The organism is Gordonia sp. L191 (assembly GCF_030077625.1).
In the GTDB taxonomy this organism is placed as follows: Bacteria; Actinomycetota; Actinomycetes; order Mycobacteriales; family Mycobacteriaceae; genus Gordonia; species Gordonia polyisoprenivorans_A.
Map to the genome: position 1 here is coordinate 4,287,268 of NZ_CP125996.1, position 21,215 is coordinate 4,308,482.

The window sequence follows — 21,215 nt, forward strand, 5'->3', positions numbered from 1 at the left end:
GGTTAGTTGGTTCCGGCCTCTGCTGGGACCGGGTTCTCACGGTAGCTGGTGACCGTGTGGGCCGCCCAGTAGGCGGCCTCGTACTCGACCGGCGGGACGTGTCCGATCTCGCCGTGCAGACGGCGGTGGTTGAACCACTCGATGTACTCCGCGACCGCGATCCCGACGTCGCCGACACCGCCCCACCCGCTCTTCGCGCGCATGATCGGGTTGCGGATACATTCCGCCTTGAATAACGAGTTGAACGCCTCAGCCATCGCATTGTCATACGAATCACCCTTGGAACCAACAGAAGTCACCGCTTCAGCTTCGGCGAGACGCTCGGTGTAACGAATCGCTCGATACTGCACTCCGCGGTCCGAGGCAAATGTCGCCTGGTTCAGCAATTCTGCGGCCGGGCTTTGAGGGACGTCACCGCACACCACCACCAATGGACCCGGCAACGCCGCATCGACACACTCAGCCCACCCGGTGACGCGCAAGTCAACAAACCTGATACCACTCACGTCCCGGACCTCCCGCCAGCTAACACGAACCGACAAATACTACAGTTTCGGGCGCTGTAAGCACCATCGTCCGGCACCGGGGACTGCTGCACGAATAGGTGACAGTTGCTCATAGCCGACGGTGTTCGCCGATGCCGTCATCGTGATCACCGGCAAGGCCCGCGTCGCCGACGACGAGGTGTCGACGGGGACGCGGGCCTGAGAACGACTGTGCCGCAGCGGCTCACGCCTGCGAGCCGGTGACCCCGCTTCCTACTTCGGACTCCACCGGGACGTCGGCGGTCGAGCGACCGGCCACGCGACCCGCACCGGTGAACCGGCTCAGGACCAGCATCAGGATCGCGCCGAGTGCCGCGCCGACCGGCCAGCTCAGCGCCGTGATGTTCTGCGACTCGGGCACCAGCGCCACCAGCGCGGCCACCATACCCGAGATCACCAGTGCCGCCACCGCGGCTGGGTTGAATCCCCGGGTGAAGTGGTAGGCACCGTCGGAATCGACCGAATACAGATCGTCGACCTTCGTCTTCTCCTTGCGTAGGAGGTAGTAGTCGACGATGAGGATGCCGAACACCGGGCCCATCAACGAACCGACACCGCCGAGGAAGTACACGATCGCGGTCTCGCTACCCCAGACCTTCCACGGCAACACCACGATCGAGAGCACCGCGGTGATGATGCCGCCGGTCCGGAACGAGATGTACTTGGGTGCGACGTTGCTGATGTCGTAGGACGGCGAGACGAAGTTCAGCACGATGTTGATGCCCACCGTGGCGATCGCGAACAACACCGCGGCGATCACCACGACGACGTTCGAGTCGATCTTGGACACCAGCGCCACCGGGTCGAGGGTACCGTCGCCGAACACCTTGAGCGAGCACAACGAGATGATGATCGAGAGCACCACGAATGCCGTCTCGTTGAGTGGAATGCCCAGGGCGTTACCGCGTTTGATCGCCTTCTTCGACGGCGCGAACCTCGCGAAGTCGGCGTAGTTGACCAGCGGGCCGGCCATGTACGCGATCATCAGGAAGGCGACGGCGACGAAGGCGGCGATGGTGCTCGGCAGCGACAGGACGTCGCCGACGCGGGCGTGCCAGTTGATGCTCCAGTCGGCCTGCTCGAGCATCCAGATGGCCAGTGCGATCATGCCGATCCACACCACCGGTCCCGCGAAATCCGAGGCCTTGCGCACGATTTCCATGCCGTAGCTGAGCACCAGCAACTGCACCGCCCAGAGCACCATGAAGGTGATCCAGCCCAGCGGGCTCTGGCCGAGGAAACCACCGGTGGTCCACGATTCCATTCCCGGCCAGATGCGCACGATCAGCACGATCACCGCCAGCGATGCCAGGTAGGTCTGGATGCCATACCAGAACACCGCGACCAGTCCGCGCAGCAGGGCGGGGATGTTGGCGCCGAAGATGCCGAAGGTGGCGCGTGCGAACACCGGGAACGGTACGCCCACCTTCTGTCCGGCGACGCCGATCAGGTTGGAGCCCAACCAGAGTCCGAGCACGCCGACGAACAGGGCGAGCATCGTCTGCCACCCCGACAGGCCCAGGGCGAGCATGCCGATAGCGAAGGTGTAGCTACCCAGGCTGTGTGCCGAGGTCATCCACAGACAGAACAGGTCCCACGAGCGCCAGGTGGCCTTGCCCTCCGCGGTGGGCGCGAGATCGGCATTGAGCAGCGCCGAACGCTCCGGCGTCTGCTGAAGTGTTGTGTCGGTCATCAGTTCTCCGAAAAGTGAAGTGGGTCAATCATGCTGGGGGAAACCCAGGTTGATGCCGCCGTGTGACGGATCCAGCCACCTCGATGTGACCGCCTTCTCCCGTGTGAAGAAGGCGTAACCGGCACTGCCGTACGCCTTCGCGTCGCCGAACAGCGACGCCTTCCAACCCCCGAAACTGTGGTAGGCCACCGGAACCGGGATCGGCACGTTGATCCCGATCATCCCGACGGTGACCTCCCGCTGGAATCGTCGGGAGGCCCCGCCGTCGTTGGTGAAGATCGCCGTGCCGTTTCCGTAGGGAGAAGCATTGATGATCTCGACGCCTTCGGCGAAGCCGGACACCCGGACCACCGAGAGCACCGGTCCGAAGATCTCGTCGGTGTAGGCAGCCGAGTCGAGCGGCACCCCGTCGAGCAGCGTCGGGCCCAGCCAGAATCCGTCTGCGCCGCCGTCGAACTCGCCGTCGCGACCGTCGACGACGATGCGGGCACCGTCGGCCTCGGCGATGTCGATGTAGCCCGACACCTTGTCGCGGTGCGCCGCGGTGATCAACGGACCCATGTCGCAGCCCTTGCGGCCGTCGCCGGTGCGCAGCCCGGCCATCCGGGAGGCGATCCGCTCGATCAGCTCGTCGGCGATCGAGTCGACCGCCAGCAGCACCGACACTGCCATGCATCGCTCACCGGCACTGCCGAATCCGGCGTTGACCGCGGCGTCGGCGGCCAGGTCGAGGTCGGCGTCGGGCAGCACCAGCATGTGGTTCTTCGCGCCACCGAGCGCCTGCACCCGCTTGTCGTGTGCGGTGCCGGTGGCGTAGACGTACCGCGCGATCGGCGTGGACCCGACGAAGGAGATCGCCGGGACGTCCGGGTGGGTCAGTAGGGCGTCGACGGCCTCCTTGTCGCCGTGGACGACGTTCAGCACGCCCGGCGGCAGTCCGGCCTCGGTCATCAGCTCCGCCAGCCAGTTCGCCGCGGACGGGTCCTTCTCGCTGGGCTTGAGGATCACGGTGTTGCCGGCCGCGATGGCCAGCGGGAAGAACCACAGCGGCACCATCGCCGGGAAGTTGAACGGGCTGATGATCCCGACCACGCCCACCGGTTCACGCACCGAGTACACGTCGACGCCGGTCGAGACATTCTGGGAGAACTCACCTTTGGACAGCTGCGGCATGCTCAGGGCCAGCTCGACGACCTCGAGTCCGCGCGCGATCTCGCCGGCCGCGTCGGAGAGCACCTTGCCGTGCTCGGCGGTCAGGATCTCGGCGAGCTCGTCGCGCCGCGCGGCGAGCAGTTCGCGGAAGCGGAGCATGACCGCCTGGCGGGCCGCGATGGAGGCGTTGGCCCACCCGTCGAAGGCGCCGACGGCGGTGGCGACGGCCTGCGAGACGTCGGCGGCACTGGCCAAGCGCACCTGCTTGCTGACCTCACCGAGCGCCGGGTCGTAGACCGGAGAGGTGCGCTCGGAATCCCCCGCCCATGCCTTGCCCCCGACGTAATGGTCGAGCACCGTGGTGGTCACTTCGTCACTCCTTCGATCGTCTTGCTGGACAGTACTTCTCGATAGATGGCCATGGCCTCGCGGACCTCGTCGTCGGAGACGATGCACGGCGGGACCACGTGGATGCGGTTCTCGGCGGTGAATGCGAGCAGCCCGCGCGCGGCGAGTTCGGACTTCAGTCCGGCCACCTGCGCCGCGGGCAGCGGTTCCCGGGTGGCGCGGTCGGTGACGAGTTCGATCGCCCAGAACACGCCGACGCCACGGACCTCGCCGATGATCGGCAATTGCGCTGCCAGCGCCTCGAGTTCGGGTCCGATGACCTCGGCGCCGACACGTGCGGCGTTCTCGACGATGCCCTCCTCGGACATGGCGTCGAGGGCGGCGACGACCGACGCCGCCGCCAGCGGGTGCCCGCTGTAGGTCAGTCCGCCCGGGAAGACCCGGTGGGCGAAGGTCTCGGCGATGGCGTCGGAGATGATGACCCCGCCGATCGGCACATATCCGGAGTTGACGCCCTTGGCGAAGGCGATGAGGTCGGGCGTCACGTCGTGCGGTTCGAAGGCGAACCACGTTCCGGTGCGGCCGAATCCGGCCATCACCTCATCGGCGATGTAGACGATGCCGTACTTGTCGGCCAGTGCGCGCACGCCGGCGAGGTAGCCGGGCGGGGGCACCATGATCCCCGCGGTCCCGGGTACCGATTCGAGCAGGATCGCCGCGATGCTCGCGGGCCCCTCGGCGACGATGGTCCGCTCCAGATGTGCCAGTGCCCGCTCGCATTCCTGTTCCGGTGTGCTCGCCCAGAACTCCGAACGGTAGAGGTAGGGACCGTGGAAATGGACGTGGCCGCGCGCGAATTCGTTGGGCACGCGCCGCCAGTCACCGGTCGCGACGACGGCGGCACCGGTGTTGCCGTGATAGGAGCGGTAGGTGCTGAGCACCTTGTCACGGCCGGTGTGCAGGCGGGCCATGCGGATCGCGTTCTCCACCGCGTCGGCGCCGCCGTTGGTGAAGAAGACCTTGTTCAGCCCGTCGGGGGCACGCTCGACGATCCGTTTGGCGGCCTCGCCGCGGGCGAGGTTGGCCGTCGCCGGGGCGATGGTGCACAACGTCTGCGCCTGCTCGGCGATCGCCGCCACCACACGCGGATGCTGATGCCCGATGTTGGTGTTGACCATCTGGCTGGAGAAGTCCAGATAGCTGCGCCCGGCGTCGTCCCACACCCGGCAACCGCTGCCGCCGGTGATGACCATCGGGTTCAGATCGGCCTGCGCCGACCACGAATGGAAGACGTACTGGCGGTCGAGCTGATAGGCGCGCTCGTGCACCGAGCTCTCGAGAGTGCTCATCTCACTGCTCCTTTCGCACGGCGACGCCGCCGCGGATGAGGGTCGGGATGATGTGCTCGCCGTACATGCGCATCGTCTCCTCCTTGTTGTCGTGCTGGAGGTAGCCGGCGAACTGGTCGACACCGAGTTTGCCGAGCGCCTCGAGTTTGGTGAGGTGGTCCTCGACGGTACCCAGCACACAGAAGCGGTCGACGATCTCGTCGGAGACGAAGTCGGCGTGGGTGTTCCCGACCTGGCCGTGCTGGTTGTAGTCGTATCCCTCGCGGGTCTTGATGTAGTCGGTGAGGGCGGCCGGGATCGAGCCGTCGGTGCCGTAGCGCTCGACGATGTCGGCAACGTGATTGCCGACCATGCCGCCGAACCACCGGGACTGATCACGCTGGTGATCGAGGTCGTCGCCGACGTACATCGGCGCTGCCACACAGAATTTCACGTCGTAGGGGTCGCGGCCGGCATCCGAGGCCGCGGAGCGGACGGTGTCGATCATCCAGGACGCGATGTCGAGATCGGCGAGTTGCAGAATGAATCCGTCGGCGATCTCACCGGTCAGCGCCAACGCCTTCGGGCCGTAGGCGGCCACCCAGACCGGCAATGACGAACCGGAGCTCCACGGGAATCTGACCGTGGAACCGTTGATCTCGACCTCACGGGAATTGCCGAGTTCGCGGATGACGTTCACCGACTCGCGCAGATCACGCAGGGTGGTCGGCTTGCCGCCGGTGACCCGGACCGCCGAATCACCGCGCCCGATACCGCAGATCGTGCGATTGCCGTACATCTCGTTGAGCGTGGCATACAGCGATGCGGTGACCGTCCAATCGCGCGTCGCGGGATTGGTGACCATCGGCCCCACCGTGACGCGCCGGGTCTCGGCGAGCATCTGGGCGAACAGCACGTAGGGCTCCTGCCACAGCACGTGCGAGTCGAACGTCCAGACATGGCTGAAGCCATGCGATTCCGCGAGGCGGGTGAGCGCGATGGTGCGCGCCGACGGCGGATGGCATTGCAGGACAACTCCGAAATCCATGATGCTCCTAGATGAGGTACTGGCTGAGTTCACGGCGGACGAACTTCCCGTGGCCCTTGGTGCCGACGTAGTCACGGTCTGCGACGACCACCGAACCGCGGGACAGGACGGTGTCGACGGCGCCGTCGATCTCGTATCCCTCCCACGCGGAGTAGTCCATGTTCATGTGGTGGGTCTTGCCCATGCCGATCGACGTGTGCCCGGCGGGGTCGTAGATCACGATGTCGGCGTCGGCGCCCGGTGCGATGACACCCTTGCGTCCGTAGAGGCCGAACATCCGGGCCGGGGTGGTCGCGGTGATCTCCACCCAGCGTTCGAGGCTGATCTTGCCGTCGACCACCCCTTGGTAGAGCAGGTCCATCCGGTGTTCGACCGAGCCGATGCCGTTGGGGATCTTGGTGAAATCCCCGATGCCCATGTCTTTTTGGCCCTTCATGCAGAACGGGCAGTGGTCGGTCGACACCAGTTGCAGATCGTTGGTGCGCAGGGCTTGCCACACCTCGTCCTGGTGGTGATCGTGCTTGGATCGCAGCGGCGTCGAGCACACCCACTTGGCGCCCTCGAAACCCGGTGCGCCGAGCTGATCCTCGAGCGAGAGATACAGATACTGCGGGCAGGTCTCACCGTAGACGTTCTGGCCGGCGTCGCGGGCGGCGGCGAGTTGGCCGACGGCTTGCTTGGCCGAGACGTGCACGATGTAGAGCGGTGCGCCGGTGAGGTTTCCGAGCATGATCGCCCGGTGGGTGGCCTCCTCCTCCAGCTGCCAGGCGCGGGCGATACCGTGATAGTACGGATCGGTCTTGCCGGCGGCGACGAGTTGTTCGGCGAGGACGTCGATCGCCGGACCGTTCTCGGCGTGCATCATGGTCAGCAACCCGGTCTCGGCCGAGACCTGCATGGCGCGCACGATCTGCGCGTCGTCGCTGTAGAAGACGCCCGGATAGGCCATGAACAGTTTGAAACTGGTGATGCCCTCGTCCTGCAGGCCGGCCATGGCGGCCAGCGAATCGGCGTTGACGTCGCCCACAATCTGGTGGAACGAGTAGTCGATCGCGCATTCACCGTCGGCCATCGAGTGCCAGGTGGCCAGCGAATCCTGCAGTCGTTCACCGAACTTCTGGACGGCGAAGTCGATGATGGTGGTGGTACCACCCCACGCCGCGGCCCGCGTGCCGGTCTCGAAGGTGTCGCTGGCCTGGGTGCCGCCGAACGGCATCGACATGTGGGTGTGCGCGTCGATGCCGCCCGGGATGACGTACTTGCCGGTGGCGTCGATGACGGTGTCGGCGGTGGTGGCCAGATCGGCGCCCAGCACCGTCGAGCCGGGTTCGAGCAGGGCGACGATGCGCTCGCCGTCGACCAGGACGTCGGCTGCGCCCTTGCCGGTGGCCGAGACGACGGTGCCGCCGTGGATGAATGTGGTTGCCATGGAGATCCTCTCACGAGAAGGCGCGGTCAGCGGGCGGGGATGGCGTCGTAGCTGTCGGGGCGGCGATCGCGGTAGAACTGCCAGTCGTTGCGGACCGTACGCACCAGGTCGAGATCGAGGTCGCGGATCACGATCTCCTCGGTGTCGGTGGAGGCGACCTCGCCGACGTAGTTGCCGCGCGGGTCGGCGAAGTAGGAGCTGCCGTAGAAGGTGACCGCCTTGTCGCCGAATTCGCCGCTCTCGGTGCCGATCCGGTTGTTGGCAGCGACGAAGTACTGGTTGGCGGCCGCGGCGGCGGGCTGCTCGAGTTCCCACAGGCGGTTCGAGAGCCCGGGTTTGGTGGCCGAGGGGTTGAAGACGATCTCGGCGCCGTTCAGGCCCAGTTCCCGCCAGCCTTCGGGGAAGTGCCGGTCGTAGCAGATGTAGACGCCGACCTTGCCGACCGCGGTGTCGAAGACCGGGTATCCGAGGTTGCCGGGCCGGAAGTAGAACTTCTCCCAGAACCGGTCGACGTCGGGGATGTGGTTCTTGCGGTACTTGCCCAGGTAGCTGCCGTCGGCGTCGATGACCGCGGCGGTGTTGTAGTAGAGGCCCGCCATCTGCTCCTCGTACACCGGCAGCACGATGACGATGCCGAGTTCCTTCGCGATCGCGGCGAAGCGTTCGGTCAGCGGGCCCGGGACGGACTGCGCGTACTCGTAGTACTTGGCGTCTTCGACGATCCCGAAGTACGGACCGTGGAAGAGCTCCTGGAAGCAGACGATGTTCGCGCCCTGAGCCGCGGCCTCGCGGGCCAGGCCCTCGTGCTTGACGACCATCGACTCCTCGTCGCCGGTCCATTCCGCCTGGGTGATCGCCGCCCTGATCACGGTCATCGCTTGTTTCCTCCGTCGTCGGTGGGACTCGTCAACTTGTGATTGAATAAATGACACTCTGGCGAGTAAACATTTCCGGAATATTTCTCACTATGGAGTATGTGTTACGACCGCGGGGCCGAAACGACAGAATCTCCTCAAGACACTTCTCGATCCCGACCGACCGCCCCGACCGATCCACCGAGGTATCCGATGACCGTGCACGACCCCGCCACCGAGGTGACGCCGCAGCGCATCGTGATCGACGACCCCACGCCTGCGGGGATCGCCGGCGCCATCGGACGGATGATCCGCAATGGTGAACTCGTCCCGGGTGATCGCCTGCCCACGGTGCGCGACCTGTCCGCCCAGCTCGGGGTCTCCCCCGCGACCGTCAGTTACGGGTGGAAGGCGTTGTCCCGCTCGGGCCTGGTGGTCTCGCGCGGACGCAGCGGCACATTCGTCGCCGACGGCGCCGTTTCACCGGAGGTGCCCCGGGTGTCGCGCACCGCGACGATGGCCCGCACCCACGGCAGCATCGGGCTCGATCTGTCGAAGGGATCACCGGACCCCGAGCTGCTCCCCGAACTGAAAGCCGCACTGTCGAATGTGGCCGAGCGGGCCGCGACGACCAGCTATCACGATCATCCCGTGGTTCCCGAGCTCGGCGACCTGCTGCGCACCCGTTGGCCGTCCAAGGCGCAGGCACTGACCGTCGTCGACGGCGCCCTCGACGCGGTGACCCGCTCGCTGCAGGCGGTCACCCGCTTCGGTGACCGCGTCATCGTCGAGGACCCGACGTTTCCGCAGTTCCTCGATCTCCTCGACACCCTTGGCCTGCAGCACATCCCGGTGCCGATCGACCGCCACGGGCCCGATCCGGATGCGTTCGCCCGCGCGATGGCCCAGGCCCCCACGGTGGCGCTCCTGCAGCCGCGTGCCCACAACCCGACCGGTGTCAGCATGACCGCGGCCCGCGCCCGCGATCTCGCGCGTGCCGTCCGGGGGACGCGGTGCGTCGTCATCGAGGACGACCACAGCGGCGCCGCCGTGGCCGCCCCCGACATCAGCCTGGGCCGGTGGCTGCCCGATCAGGTGGTCCACGTGCGCAGCTTCTCCAAGTCGCACGGCCCCGACCTGCGGATCGCCGCGATGACCGGTCCGCGGGAGGTGATCGATCGGGTCGCCGCCACCCGTATGCTCGGCCCCGGCTGGACCCCGCGACTGCTGCAACGGGTGCTCTACGAGCTGCTCACCGACGAGGCGTCCGTCGCCGCCGTCGACAACGCCCGCGCGGTGTATCGGTCCCGCCGCTCGGCACTGGTCGAGGCGTTGGCGGACAAGGGAATCGACGTGGGTGGCACGGACGGCCTCAACGTGTGGGTGCCGGTCTCCGACGAACGCAACGCATTGATCCATCTGGCCGCCAACGGTATTCAGGTCGCACCGGGTGATCCGTTCGTCGTCGAGCCACGGCGCGGCGGCGACCACGTGCGCGTCACGATCGCCACGCTGCGCGACGACGTCGAGCGGGTCGCGGCGACCCTCGCTGCAGCGGCGTCGGGTAACCAGGCGGATTTCTACCCGTTGCGGTGATCGGCGCAGGTGGTGGGGTCGGGCAGCGAGGCAGACGTCGGTTGCGCCGGAACTACCGGACACGTAATCTCGACGGTGCAGCCAACCCATCGCGGTGGGTATGGAAGTGAGCCGCAGGATTACTCGCCGGATGACGAGGCCTGCGGCTTGCGTCGTTCATCAGCCAATGACGTTGTGCAGTTCGACAGCGCCACGGAGTGCCTCGAGATAGTCCCGACGACCGATGCGTGCTTGCACTACGGCGCCGCACACAACATCGGCAATCCACAATGCCGGCTCGAGCCGACCCACAGCATGCTCGATGCGCAGAGTGGATTCCACCACTCTTCGTGAGCGCAATAGCTGCGTGGTGGCCAAGTCGCTCGAGTCGAGATGGCCGCGAGATTCGAACGTGATCGTCGCACATGGCATGCTCGCCAAGTGAGGCAGTAGATACTCCATACACTTTCGCCGATGTCGACGGTCAGTCGCGCCCTGTTCGACGTGCACGGCGACGAGGGCGGTCACCGGCAGCTCAGCCACCGTTGCCACTAACTCCGCCCGGCGCTCCTCGCTACTGCCGTGCCAATGCACCTTGGGCTCACCAATCCGCATACTTTCCATCGTCTTGCGGAGCTCAGACACGTCGTCCTCCTCGCATAACGCGGCGGTGAGGAGATATGCGTTCGGATCGAGGTCCGGGCGCGACCCGCTCTCATCAGCCCACGCCGTCAGCATGAAAGGATCTTATCGACCGGTTGCGACAACTCTCGAGATCGGCCGCGGTCCAACTGTCCTCACCGGATCACTGATCCGACAGGGACACCTCACCGCAGCTTGCGCCGCAACAACTTCCCGGTGGCGGTGCGTGGCAGTTCGCCGACCAGCTCGATCTCGCGCGGATACTTGAAGGCCGCCAGATGATCTCGGCAGTAGTCGATGAGCTCCTGCTCGGTCGGCGCGACCATCTCCGCCGAATCCTCCTCGGCGACATCCTTTTCGGAGGCTTCCATTTCGGCAACAACAACGAAGGCTTTGACCGACTCGCCACGGTAGTCGTCGGGGATGCCGACCACCGCCGCGTCGACCACCGCGGGATGAGTGCGCAGGACCCGTTCGACCTCGTTGGGCCAGACCTTGAAACCGGAGGCGTTGATGATCTCGCTCTTGCGGTCGATGACGTAGAACCAGCCGTCGGTATCCATGAAACCGATGTCCCCGGTGCGCAATTCGCCACCGACGAAGGCCTCGGCGTCGGCACGAGGGTTGCGCCAGTAGCCGCCGATCACCTGCGGGCCGGAGACCACCAGCTCGCCGATCTGGCCGGGCGGTAGATCTGCTCCGTCATCACCGACGACGCGCACGACGGTGTCGAAGACCGGCACCCCGACCGAGAGCACCCCGGTCTCGGAGTCGAAGGGCGCCTGCGCGCCGATGGGCACCATGTGCGACGGCGACGACGTCTCGGTCAGTCCGTAGACGTTGTGGATGTAGCCTCCGAGACGATCCTGTAGGCGCGAGGCGATCGCCGGATCGATCGGCGCCCCACCGGACAACCGAAGTTCCAGGGAGTCGAGATCCCCTGGCAGCAACGATGGTTCGTCGGCGAGTGCGATGTAGGCGGTGATCACCGCAACCATGAACCGGGGCCGGGTACGGCGGATCGCGTCGAGGACGACGTCGGCCCGGAACCGGTGGGTGAGCACCAGCGGGGACCCGGTCAGCATCGACAGCGCCCCGGCGCCGATCAGGCCGGTGACATGGAACAGCGGGGAGGCGGCGAGGATCGGCTCGGCCCCGAGTGCGCACCATCGTCGGTAGACGTGCGCGCTGAACACGACGTTGGCGTGGGTCAGGCACGCACCCTTCGGCGGCCCGGTGGTCCCGGAGGTGGCCATCACCACCGCGATGTCCCGCGGGCCGATCGGTCGGGGCGCAAAGACCTGTCGCGCATGCCCATTCGCGATCAGGGTGTGCAGGTCGACGGCATCGGCGACGGTGCGACGGGTGGCACCGTCGAAGAGCCTCGGCTCGTCGACCGGACCGCTCGGTCCGTCCACCGGTGACGTGGTGATCACGACGCGCACACTGCTGGTTCCGTCGGCGAGCAGTGGTGAGACGACGTCGAGGTAGAGGTCGTCGAGTGCGACCAGGGCTGTCGGCGTGTGGTCGCGGAGTCGTTGCCGGAGTTCGTCGGCGGTGACCATCGGGCTGATGAGCGCGGCGATCCCGCCGGCCCGCCACGCCGCGACGAGACAGATGACGAACGCGGGGTCGTTCTGGAGGAGCATGGCGAGTCGATCGCCGGGTGCGAAGCCGCGCGCGACCAGCAGACCGGCCACCGCGTCGGCAGCCTCGTCGACCTCCCGCCACGTCATCGTTTGTCCGAGGTAGTCCAGCGCGTTGTCATCGGGCCGGTCGGCGACGGTCGCCTCGAACATTTGCAATGCATTCGCAGCGCCCGGTGTCAGGTGTGCACCCAGATCCGGCGCGTAGTGGATCAGCCACGGGCGCCGGTCGTAGTCGCCGGGGCCCGGGCCGCTCGTCGGTCGTCGGGGATCGGGGTCGTCTGGTGTGCGCATCGCGTGCGTGAGTGTACGGCCGCAACCCGTGCAGCAGTGGTGAACGCGCGAATCGCGACACGAGCACGACTCGGCCCGTACATTGTTCAGCGTGACTGAACCTGCGGTGGGTGCCGCGGTGCGACGAGCGCGGGAGAACGCGGGGATGACCCTGCGTGATCTCGCGGGGCGCCTCGAGGTCAGTGTCGGCACGATGAGCGCGATCGAGAACAACAAGGTCGCCGTCACCGTCGAACGACTCAACGCCGTCGCCGCGGTGCTCGGGGTGACCGCCGGCACATTGCTGGCCGGCGACACCTTCGTCCGTCCGACCCCGGCTCGCGGGGATGACGACTGGCGACACTTCGCCGACCTCGACCTCGACCCCGTCCTGGCCGCCGCGGTGGAGGTGTTCACCGAGACCGGCTATCACGGTGCCACCATGCGCGTGGTCGCCGGCGCGGCGGGGATCAGCGTCGCCGGGATCTATCACCACTATCGAAGCAAGCAGCAGCTACTCGTCGCGCTCTTCGACGTCATGATGACCGAGGTGCATTGGCGGATGTCGGCAGCTGCCAATGAAAATCCGCATCCGGTGCCATCTTTCGCGCTCATGGTGGAGGCGCTCGCCCTGTGCCACACGCACCGGCGCGACCTCGCCTTCATCGCCGCCACCGAGATGCGCAGCCTCGAGGAGCCCGACCGAACCCGCGTCGCCGACTCGCGACGCCGTGTCCAACAGCACCTCGACGTCGTTGCCGCGGACGCCGTGGCGGCCGGCGAGTTCACCACCCCCAACCCGCACAACACCGGCCGGGCCATCGCCACGATGTGCATGGCACTGCCCTACTGGTACTCATCCGGCGGCCCGCAATCACCGGCCGAGGTCGCCGCCGAATACGCCGAACTCGCCCTGGCGATGATGGGCCACCGAGTTCAGCAGAACTGAACTCGCCCGGCCCACTTCGTCACCCGAACACCGCTGCGCCGAGGGGGTTGACGCACCCCGGGGGCATCTGTGATGCTCATCTCACTGAACCTGGCCTGAACGATCGCTCGGACAGTTCAGAACATTCGCTCATCACTGGAGGATCAACGATGACCACCGCTCCCGAAGCCCCCCAGCTCACCGAACTCCTCGACAACGCGCCGACCAACTGGGGCAAGTGGGGCCCCGACGACGAGGTCGGCAGCCTCAACTACCTGACCGCCGAACAGGTGATCGCCGGCGCGTCGCTCATCAAGAAGGGCGCGCTGTTCACCCTGCAACGCCTGATCGGCGACCCGAAGGGCGATCCGGTCTGGCCGGGCCGCAGCCCCGCCACCCGCGAGATGATCCTCGACGAGTCGCACTGGGACGACGGTGGCGACGGCCCCGCGTTCCCCGGCGGCCTGCACTACGCCGACGACAAGATCAACGCCTTCCTGCAGGGCTCCACACAGTACGACGCGTTGGGACACGTCTGGTACGGCGGCAAGATCTGGAACGGCTTCGACGCCCGGACCACCATCGGCGGCCTCGACAAGGCCAGCGTCGAGCCGATCGCCGAGCGTGGCGTCGCCGGCCGGGCCGTGCTGCTCGACATGGCGCGCCACCGCGGCGTCGACCACCTCGGCCCGCGCGAGACCTACGATCACACCGATCTCGAAAAGTGTGCCCAGGCACAGGGAATCGAGATCAAGCCGCGCGACATCCTGATCATCAGGACCAACCATCTCGAACTGTTCTTCCAGCAGGGCGACAAGTTCTACGACGACTTCTGCGAGCCGGGCCTGGTGTACTCACCCGAACTCGTGGAGTGGTTCCACGCCAAGGAGATCCCCAACCTGGTGACCGACACCATCGCCAACGAAATCACCACCGACCCCAACAACGGGGTCGCCCTGGTGCTGCACAACGCGTTGATGCGCAACCTCGGCATCGCCTTCACCGAGATCTGTGACTTGGAGAAGCTGGCCGCCGACTGTGCCGACGACGGAGTGTACGAGTTCTTCTATGTCGCAGCACCGTTGAAGATCCACAACGCCACCGGCTCGCCGGTCAACCCGGTGGTGATCAAGTGAGCGAGGGACTCTACGCCGCGCGACCCTGGTCGTCTCTGTACCCGCCGGGCACCGCCGGTGACATCACGACGGAGTACGTGTCGGGCCTGGCGTTGTTCGACGCCGCCGTCGCCGAGAATCCCGACGACGTCTTCCTGATCTACTTCGATCAGTCGTTGACCTTCGCCGAGGTCGATCGCGCCTCACGTGCCGTCGCAGTCACGTTGCGCGAGCATGGTTTCGGCGATGGTGACCGCCTCGGTCTGTACGTCCAGAACAATCCGGCGTTCGTGATCGGACTCCTCGCCGCGTGGCGGGCCGGTGGCGCCGCCGTGGCGATCAACCCGATGAACAAGGCCCGCGAGCTCACCTATCTGCTCACCGATTCCGGCGCCGTGGCATTGCTCACCCTCGACGACCTCTACACCGGTGTCGCCAAGGGGGTCATCGAGTCGGGGTCGACGTCGGTGCACACCGTGATCACGTGCTCCGCGTTGGACTTCCAGACGCGCAGCGATCCCCGGTTGTTCGCCGAGCTCGAGCGCACCCGGCCCGAGGGGACTCTCGATCTGGTGACCATCATCGACGACTTCGTCGGTGGCGACCTCCCGGATGTCTCTCCCGGGCCCGATGATCTGGCCGTCCTCGCCTACACCTCGGGAACCACAGGTAATCCCAAGGGCGCCATGAACACTCATGGCAATCTGGCGTTCAACGCGCAAACCTATCGGGACTGGACCGGACTGAAACCCGGCGAAGGAATCCTTGGTATCGCGCCGCTGTTCCACATCACCGGACTGGTCGGTCACGTCATGTTCGCGATGATCGCCCGCTCACCGCTGATCCTGGCACATCGCTTCGAGCCGTCGGTCATGCTCGACGCCATCCGTGAACACCGTCCGGTGTTCACGGTCGCCGCGATCACCGCGTTCAACGCTCTCGCGTCGGCGCCGGGTGCCGGCGCCGACGACTTCGAGAGTCTGCGCATCCTGTACTCCGGTGGCGCGCCCATCGCCCCGGCGATGGGTGATCGGCTCGAGCAGGTCTTCGGGGCCTACATCCACAACATCTACGGACTCACCGAGACCAATTCCCCGTCTCACGGTGTGCCGCTGGGTGTTCGGGCGCCGGTCGATCCCGCGTCGGGAGCGTTGTCGGTGGGTGTGCCGGTGTTCAACACGGTGGTGCGCGTCGTCGACGAGGCGGGCAACGACGTCGCTGTCGGCGAGGTCGGCGAGTTCGTGACGTCGGGCCCACAGGTGGTGGCCGGCTACTGGAACAAGCCGGAGGCCACCGAGAAATCGATCCCCGGCGGCGCCCTGCACACCGGTGACGTCGGCTTCATGGATGCCGACGGCTGGTTCTATCTCGTCGACCGCAAGAAGGACATGATCAACGCCTCGGGCTACAAGGTGTGGCCACGTGAGGTCGAAGACGTGCTCTACACCCATCCGGCGGTGCGTGAGGCAGCGGTGGTCGGCGTGCCCGACGACTATCGTGGCGAAACCGTGAAAGCCTATGTGTCCCTTCGGGAGGGACAGTCCGTCGATCCCGATGAACTGATCGCCTTCTGCAAGGAGCAGATGGCCGCCTACAAGTACCCGCGCTCGGTGGAGGTGGTCGTCGGGGATCTCCCCAAGACCGTCACCGGCAAGATCCTGCGGCGGGAATTGCGCGAACAGGGCTGACGCCCACAGCGCCCTCCTCACCGCCGACAGCGCTCTCCAGCGCCGTGACAGCGCTTTGCTGGGCGCTGTCGGCGTATGGACGGGCGCTGTCGGCGCCGAACTCTCAGCTCAGCTTCTCCACGCAGACGACCTTGTGCCGCTGATCGTAGGTGTAGTAGTTGGTCGTCGCGTCCGGGCAACCACTCTCGTCGGTCGCTCCGGGTAGGACGGCGAGGATGCGACGGGCGTCGGAATCGGTGGAGCTGCACGGGACGTGCGCCGGGTCGCCGAAGCTCGGAACTGTCATGCATTGTCCGACAACCCAATCCGTGTCGAGGCACAGTGCGCCCTGTTGGGTGCCGCCCTGGGTGACGTAGTAGGCCTGGTCGACGTCGGACGGGCAGGCCTCCTTGGTCGGCGATTTGGCCACCACCACATAGTTGGCGGGCGCCTGTCCGCAGGTCGCGTGGTCGATCTTGGCGTCCATCATCGTGCCGGACAGGTGGACGCACGCTCCGATCGCGGCGTCGAAGTCGACGTCGCCACCGGCGTCCTGGCTCTCGGTGACCGAAGAGACCGGCGTGGACTTGCGCAACGGCAGCGCCGAACAGCCGGTCAGCGCAAGCGCAATCAGCCCCGCCACCCCGAGCGCACCCACGAGTCTCGCCGACAGATATCGCACCATTCTGGATTCCCCCTTCACGCTGGCCCCCTGCCGTCGCCGGAGAAACTGTACGACACATCCGGCAATGTTCCGATCCCGGGCTCGCCGATCGCGCGACAATGAGTCGGTGAATTCCGATGTCGAGTGATCTCGCGGCGATCGTGGTGGTGTTGGCCGCGCTGATCGTCGTCGGCCTCGTGGTCCTCATCCGGACCCGGCGGGTGGTCGCGACGCCGACCGAACGCGCCGTACACACCGCCCTGCATACGGCGTCGCTGGCTGCGCGATCGCTACGGGGCGGGCTCGGTGCCGAATCCGCGCGCGACGCCCTGCCACCTCTGCGTTCGCTGACCGCTGCGCAGGGGGTGGCCCTGTACGACGCGGACGCCGAAGCACTCGCCCACGACGACGACCCGGTGTGGACCACGCGTGTGCTGACCGCGGCCGACGCGGCGGCGGCCTCGGCGCTGGCGCAGCAGCGGCGGGTACTCGTCAACGATCCGTCCGGTCCGGACTCCCCGGTGCGCGCGCTGGTCGCCGAGCCGCTGATCGCCGGGGACGCCGGCGCGGGAGCGCTCGTCGTCGCGACGGTGAGTCGCCCGGGCCCGGGCATGCTCGGCGCCATCGCGGAGGTCGCCCGGTACGTCTCCGATCAGGTGGAGCTGGCTGAGCTCGACGCCTCGCGGGCGCGGCTCGACCGGGCCGAGGTCCTGGCCCTGCGCGCACAGATCAGTCCGCATTTCATCTACAACGCGCTCAACACGATCGCGTCATTCGTGCGCACCGACCCCGACCGGGCACGCGAACTGATCATCGAGTTCGCCGACTTCACCCGCTACTCGTTCCGCGCGGCGGGCGAGTACACCCTGCTCTCGGATGAACTGCGCAACATCGACCGCTACCTGACCCTCGAGCGCGCGCGCTTCGGCCCGGCGCTCGACGTGAAACTGCATGTGGCGCCCGAGGTTCTGGGTGTGGTGCTGCCGTTCCTGGCCCTGCAACCGCTGGTCGAGAACGCGGTGCGGCACGGACTCGCCGCCAAGGGCGGCGGATCGATCACGATCACCGCGCGCGACGAGGGCACCGACTGCGTCATCACCGTCGAGGACGACGGCGTCGGCATGGACCCTGAGCTCCTGCGGTCCGGAGACATCGACGCGCTCGATCCGCCCACCGACGGCGCGCCCTCGCGCGACGAATCGGCGGGAGCTCGGGTCGGACTGACCAATGTCGACCATCGGCTGCGCGCGGCATTCGGCAACGACTACGGCCTGGTGGTCGACACCGGCATCGGCGCGGGCACCAAGGTGGGGATGCGGGTCCCCAAATTCCGTGCCGGGGTGCGAGTATGACACCCATGGCACTGTCGGTCCTGGCTGTCGACGACGAACGCCCCGCCCTCGACGAACTGGTGTTCCTGCTGCGCCGCGCGCCCGGGATCGGCGAGGTCTTCGCCGCCGGCGACGCCACCGGAGCGCTGCGTGAACTCGGCGACCACCGGATCGACGCGGTCTTCCTCGACATCAACATGCCCGGCCTCTCGGGCATCGAATTGGCCACCGTGCTGCGCAAACTCAGCAGTCCCCCACAGATCGTGTTCGTCACCGCGCATGACGACCGCGCGGTCGACGCATTCGACGTCGGCGCGCTGGACTACCTGCTGAAACCGTTGCGCGAGGACCGGTTACGTGAGGCGGTGGATCGGGTCGCCGCCGCGGCCGCCCCACCCACGACTTCCCCCGAGTCGACCACGCGCGACGACGACGTCATCCCCGTCGAACTGGGCGGAGTGACCTCGTTGATCCGACGCGATTCGATCTCGTGGGTCGAGGCCGTCGGCGATTACGCCCGGCTGCATTCGGCGGACGGCGCACACCTCGTGCGGATTCCGCTGTCCACCCTCGAATCCCGGTGGCAGGACAAGGGCTTCGCCCGTATTCACCGGTCGTATCTGGTGGCGCTGGGTATGGTGACCGGGCTGCGGGCCTCCGGCTCGACGACGATGGTGGCTGTACGCGCCAACGGCCGTTCGGAGGCGGTGGAACTCCCGGTGAGCCGCCGGCAGGTCCGAGAACTCAAGGATCGCCTCATCCGGGACCCGATGCGCGCCTACCGAACCGGAGACGAGCAGTGACCTCGGACCGGGGCGAGACGCCTCCGGGCCCGGAGCGACCACCGCAGCGGGAGCGGGTGGTGCTGGCCCGCCGACGCGGCGCACGCGTGGTGCGCACGCGGGTGGAGGTGCACGAGCAGACCGAGGTCGGCGACGCCCTGGTGCGCGGCCTGATGCGCGCACAGCTGGGTTTGGCGTTGCGGCTGGGCCTGAGCGTGGCGGCGATCATCGCACTGGTTCCGTTGCTGGGCATCGTCTTTCCAGCGCTCGGCGAATACACGGTGTTCGGCATCCGGGTGTCCTGGTTGGTCCTCGGGGTGCTCGTCTATCCGCTGCTGTATCTGTTCGGCAGACTCTACGTGCATCTGGCCGAGCAGGCCGAACGCGACTTCATGGGCGTCGTCGACGACGACGCGGGCGACGGCCCCTCGGAGCACGACTGATGTCGGGGACGATCCTGACCGCGTTCGCGCTCGTCGCGGCGGCACTGGCGACCATCGTCATCGGTGCCTACGGTGGGCGCTTCGCGCGTACCACGTCTGACTTCCTGGTGGCCTCACGCAGCGTCGGCTCCCGATGGAACGCCGCCGCGGTGTCCGGTGAATACCTCTCGGCGGCATCATTTCTCGGTGTCGCCGGGCTCGTCGCCAAATACGGCGCGGATGCGCTGTGGTATCCGGTCGGCTTCACCGCGGGATACCTCGGGCTGTTGCTGTTCGTCGCCGCCCCGCTGCGGCGCTCGGGCGCCTACACCGTGCCCGACTTCGCCGAGTTCCGCCTCTCGTCGAGGCCCGCACGTCAGACGGCGATGCTGGTGGTGGTCGTCGTGTGTGTGTTGTACCTGATCCCGCAGTTCCAGGGCGCCGGACTGACACTCAACATCTTGCTGGGCGTACCAGTCTGGGTGGGAGCAGTGGCCGTCGGGCTGATCGTGATCGTCAACGTCGTCGGCGGTGGCATGCGCTCGATCACGTTCGTCCAGGCATTCCAGTACTGGTTGAAGCTCACCGCGATCGGGGTACCCGCGCTGGCCCTGGTGATCGTGTTCCTCGCACACCGCGAACCGGTCGGCGAGCCCGCGCCGCCGCGCGTCGACGTCGCCACCACCGTCGACATCACCACCGACACCGTGCTGTCGGTCCCGGAGACCGCCGGGGTGCACGTCACCGGCACCATCGACGGCACACACGTCGACGACGCCGCCTTTCGCGCGCCCGGTGAGTACACATTGAGCTCGGGCAGCACCATCCGGATCGACGCCGGCGCGGCCACTCCGGTGGTGGCCGGCGCCCCGACGACCGGTGCGTCCTGGGTGGCGCCGGGCGGTGGTCTCGGCGGCAATCATCCCCTGTACCAGGTGTATTCGATCATCATCGCGACCTTCCTCGGCACCATGGGGCTGCCGCATGTGCTGGTGCGGTTTTACACCAACCTGGACGGACGCTCCGCACGCCGGACCGCGCTGACGGTGATCGCCCTGCTCGGCCTGTTCTACCTGTTCCCGATGTTGCTCGGGGTCTTCGCGAGACTCTATGTGCCGCAACTGTTGATCACTGGCACCTCCGATGCCGCGGTGCTGCTGTTGCCGTCGGCGGCGATCGGCGGGGTGGCCGGCCAACTGCTCGCCGCACTCGTGGCCGCCGGCGCGATCGCCGCATTCCTCGCGACCTCGTCGGGACTGCTCGTCAGTGTGGCCGGGGCGATCTCCACCGACGTCCTGCGCGGGCGCATCCACGACTTCCGGGTCGCCGCCGTGATCGGTGGGGTGATCCCCATCGTGTTCAGTGTGGCCGCAACGTCTCTGGAGTTGTCGCGCACGGTCGGTCTGGTGTTCGCGGTCGCAGCCTCGACCCTGTGCCCATTGCTGATCCTCGGTATCTGGTGGCGCCGACTGACCCCCGCGGGCGCCATTTCCGGCATGCTGGTCGGTGGTCTGTCGTCGGGCACCGCAACATTATTGGCGATCGCCGGCGGTATCGGGGACACCTCGCTGGGCGGATGGCCCGCGGTCATCGTCGGCTTCCCCGCAGCGGTGACCGTACCGCTCGCCTTCGCGACGATGATGCTCGTCAGCCTCGCCACCCGCACCCGCGTACCCAGCGACCTCTCGCGCACCTTCGCGCGGATGCACGTCCCCGAACGGGTCGGGATGGGCGTCGAACGCCTCCCCCGCGACGGATCGGCGCAGTGAGGTC

18 protein-coding genes and 1 pseudogene are annotated in these 21,215 nt (G+C 67.0%); 8 read left to right on the forward strand and 11 right to left on the reverse strand.

Going from position 1 to position 21,215, the window contains the following annotated elements; all coding sequences use genetic code 11:
• Positions 1-2: 2 nt before the first annotated feature.
• The 8 genes and pseudogenes from QNM97_RS26675 to QNM97_RS19410 form a co-directional block, all read right to left on the reverse strand.
• Positions 3-161 carry an IS3 family transposase gene (locus QNM97_RS26675; protein WP_502875064.1) on the reverse strand — a complete coding sequence of 53 codons (159 nt, stop codon included), beginning with the start codon at positions 159-161 and terminating at the stop codon, positions 3-5.
• Positions 150-362: pseudogene (locus QNM97_RS26680) on the reverse strand (IS3 family transposase); the annotation flags it as partial. The pseudogene QNM97_RS26680 and the gene QNM97_RS26675, both read right to left, overlap by 12 nt.
• Positions 363-729: 367 nt before the next feature.
• Entirely contained in the window at positions 730-2,238 is a 1,509-nt protein-coding gene (locus QNM97_RS19385; RefSeq protein WP_283819903.1) for an NCS1 family nucleobase:cation symporter-1, read from the reverse strand.
• A gap of 24 nt (positions 2,239-2,262) precedes the next feature.
• Positions 2,263-3,759: a CoA-acylating methylmalonate-semialdehyde dehydrogenase gene (locus QNM97_RS19390; RefSeq protein ID WP_283819904.1), complete on the reverse strand. Its 1,497-nt coding sequence runs from the start codon at positions 3,757-3,759 to the stop codon at positions 2,263-2,265.
• Entirely contained in the window at positions 3,756-5,087 is a 1,332-nt protein-coding gene (locus QNM97_RS19395) for an aspartate aminotransferase family protein (RefSeq protein WP_283819905.1), read from the reverse strand. Before QNM97_RS19395 ends, QNM97_RS19390 begins: the two co-directional genes overlap by 4 nt.
• A 1-nt stretch (position 5,088) precedes the next feature.
• Entirely contained in the window at positions 5,089-6,114 is a 1,026-nt protein-coding gene (locus tag QNM97_RS19400; RefSeq protein ID WP_283819906.1) for a TIGR03842 family LLM class F420-dependent oxidoreductase, read from the reverse strand.
• Between the two features lie 7 nt (positions 6,115-6,121).
• A complete protein-coding gene (hydA, locus tag QNM97_RS19405; RefSeq protein ID WP_014358887.1) occupies positions 6,122-7,543 on the reverse strand; it encodes a dihydropyrimidinase in 1,422 nt (473 codons plus the stop codon).
• 26 nt (positions 7,544-7,569) lie between these two features.
• A complete protein-coding gene (locus QNM97_RS19410) occupies positions 7,570-8,418 on the reverse strand; it encodes a nitrilase-related carbon-nitrogen hydrolase (RefSeq protein WP_283819907.1) in 849 nt (282 codons plus the stop codon).
• 192 nt (positions 8,419-8,610) lie between these two features.
• On the opposite strand from QNM97_RS19410, the gene QNM97_RS19415 reads away from it, so the two are divergent.
• A complete protein-coding gene (locus QNM97_RS19415; protein ID WP_283819908.1) occupies positions 8,611-9,993 on the forward strand; it encodes an aminotransferase-like domain-containing protein in 1,383 nt (460 codons plus the stop codon).
• A gap of 159 nt (positions 9,994-10,152) precedes the next feature.
• Here QNM97_RS19415 and QNM97_RS19420 read toward each other — a convergent pair whose 3' ends face one another.
• Together QNM97_RS19420 and QNM97_RS19425 are read right to left on the reverse strand one after the other, a co-directional pair.
• Positions 10,153-10,710: a hypothetical protein gene (locus QNM97_RS19420; RefSeq protein WP_283819909.1), complete on the reverse strand. Its 558-nt coding sequence runs from the start codon at positions 10,708-10,710 to the stop codon at positions 10,153-10,155.
• 89 nt (positions 10,711-10,799) lie between these two features.
• Positions 10,800-12,554, reverse strand: a complete 1,755-nt coding sequence (locus QNM97_RS19425) for an AMP-binding protein (RefSeq protein WP_283819910.1) — start codon at positions 12,552-12,554, stop codon at positions 10,800-10,802.
• 91 nt (positions 12,555-12,645) lie between these two features.
• On the opposite strand from QNM97_RS19425, the gene QNM97_RS19430 reads away from it, so the two are divergent.
• From QNM97_RS19430 to QNM97_RS19440, 3 genes are all read left to right on the forward strand, one after another.
• On the forward strand, positions 12,646-13,482 hold the full coding sequence (locus tag QNM97_RS19430; RefSeq protein WP_502874938.1) for a TetR-type transcription factor C-terminal domain-containing protein: 837 nt from the start codon (positions 12,646-12,648) through the stop codon (positions 13,480-13,482).
• A 149-nt stretch (positions 13,483-13,631) separates the two neighbouring features.
• A complete protein-coding gene (locus QNM97_RS19435; protein WP_283819911.1) occupies positions 13,632-14,597 on the forward strand; it encodes a cyclase family protein in 966 nt (321 codons plus the stop codon).
• Positions 14,594-16,264 carry a class I adenylate-forming enzyme family protein gene (locus QNM97_RS19440; RefSeq protein WP_283819912.1) on the forward strand — a complete coding sequence of 557 codons (1,671 nt, stop codon included), beginning with the start codon at positions 14,594-14,596 and terminating at the stop codon, positions 16,262-16,264. The genes QNM97_RS19435 and QNM97_RS19440 overlap by 4 nt, the downstream gene beginning before the upstream one ends.
• A 103-nt stretch (positions 16,265-16,367) precedes the next feature.
• Here QNM97_RS19440 and lppU read toward each other — a convergent pair whose 3' ends face one another.
• Entirely contained in the window at positions 16,368-16,928 is a 561-nt protein-coding gene (gene lppU / locus QNM97_RS19445) for an LppU family putative lipoprotein (RefSeq protein WP_283819913.1), read from the reverse strand.
• 116 nt (positions 16,929-17,044) lie between these two features.
• Between lppU and QNM97_RS19450 the strand changes: the two genes are divergently transcribed.
• Genes QNM97_RS19450 through QNM97_RS19465 form a run of 4 tightly spaced genes read left to right on the forward strand, consistent with a single transcriptional unit; the run spans position 17,045 to position 21,211 of the window.
• The gene (locus QNM97_RS19450; RefSeq protein ID WP_283819914.1) at positions 17,045-18,259 is read left to right on the forward strand and encodes a sensor histidine kinase; all 1,215 of its coding nucleotides are present in this window, start codon (positions 17,045-17,047) and stop codon (positions 18,257-18,259) included.
• Positions 18,256-19,041, forward strand: a complete 786-nt coding sequence (locus tag QNM97_RS19455; protein WP_283819915.1) for a LytR/AlgR family response regulator transcription factor — start codon at positions 18,256-18,258, stop codon at positions 19,039-19,041. Before QNM97_RS19450 ends, QNM97_RS19455 begins: the two co-directional genes overlap by 4 nt.
• Positions 19,038-19,463 (forward strand): hypothetical protein, encoded by a 426-nt coding sequence (locus QNM97_RS19460; RefSeq protein ID WP_283819916.1) that lies wholly within the window; start codon positions 19,038-19,040, stop codon positions 19,461-19,463. The genes QNM97_RS19455 and QNM97_RS19460 overlap by 4 nt, the downstream gene beginning before the upstream one ends.
• Entirely contained in the window at positions 19,463-21,211 is a 1,749-nt protein-coding gene (locus QNM97_RS19465; RefSeq protein WP_283819917.1) for a sodium/solute symporter, read from the forward strand. The genes QNM97_RS19460 and QNM97_RS19465 overlap by 1 nt, the downstream gene beginning before the upstream one ends.
• Positions 21,212-21,215: the final 4 nt, after the last annotated feature.

Bases quoted from the DNA above. Each gene is read 5' to 3' on its own strand.
- QNM97_RS19385 (WP_283819903.1), bottom strand. From the start codon at position 2,238: ATGACCGACACAACACTTCAGCAGACGCCGGAGCGTTCGGCGCTGCTC.
- QNM97_RS19395 (WP_283819905.1), bottom strand. From the start codon at position 5,087: ATGAGCACTCTCGAGAGCTCGGTGCACGAGCGCGCCTATCAGCTCGAC.
- QNM97_RS19400 (WP_283819906.1), bottom strand. From the start codon at position 6,114: ATGGATTTCGGAGTTGTCCTGCAATGCCATCCGCCGTCGGCGCGCACC.
- hydA (WP_014358887.1), bottom strand. From the start codon at position 7,543: ATGGCAACCACATTCATCCACGGCGGCACCGTCGTCTCGGCCACCGGC.
- QNM97_RS19410 (WP_283819907.1), bottom strand. From the start codon at position 8,418: ATGACCGTGATCAGGGCGGCGATCACCCAGGCGGAATGGACCGGCGAC.
- QNM97_RS19415 (WP_283819908.1), top strand. From the start codon at position 8,611: ATGACCGTGCACGACCCCGCCACCGAGGTGACGCCGCAGCGCATCGTG.
- QNM97_RS19420 (WP_283819909.1), bottom strand. From the start codon at position 10,710: ATGCTGACGGCGTGGGCTGATGAGAGCGGGTCGCGCCCGGACCTCGAT.
- QNM97_RS19425 (WP_283819910.1), bottom strand. From the start codon at position 12,554: ATGCGCACACCAGACGACCCCGATCCCCGACGACCGACGAGCGGCCCG.
- QNM97_RS19435 (WP_283819911.1), top strand. From the start codon at position 13,632: ATGACCACCGCTCCCGAAGCCCCCCAGCTCACCGAACTCCTCGACAAC.
- lppU (WP_283819913.1), bottom strand. From the start codon at position 16,928: ATGGTGCGATATCTGTCGGCGAGACTCGTGGGTGCGCTCGGGGTGGCG.
- QNM97_RS19450 (WP_283819914.1), top strand. From the start codon at position 17,045: ATGTCGAGTGATCTCGCGGCGATCGTGGTGGTGTTGGCCGCGCTGATC.
- QNM97_RS19455 (WP_283819915.1), top strand. From the start codon at position 18,256: ATGACACCCATGGCACTGTCGGTCCTGGCTGTCGACGACGAACGCCCC.
- QNM97_RS19465 (WP_283819917.1), top strand. From the start codon at position 19,463: ATGTCGGGGACGATCCTGACCGCGTTCGCGCTCGTCGCGGCGGCACTG.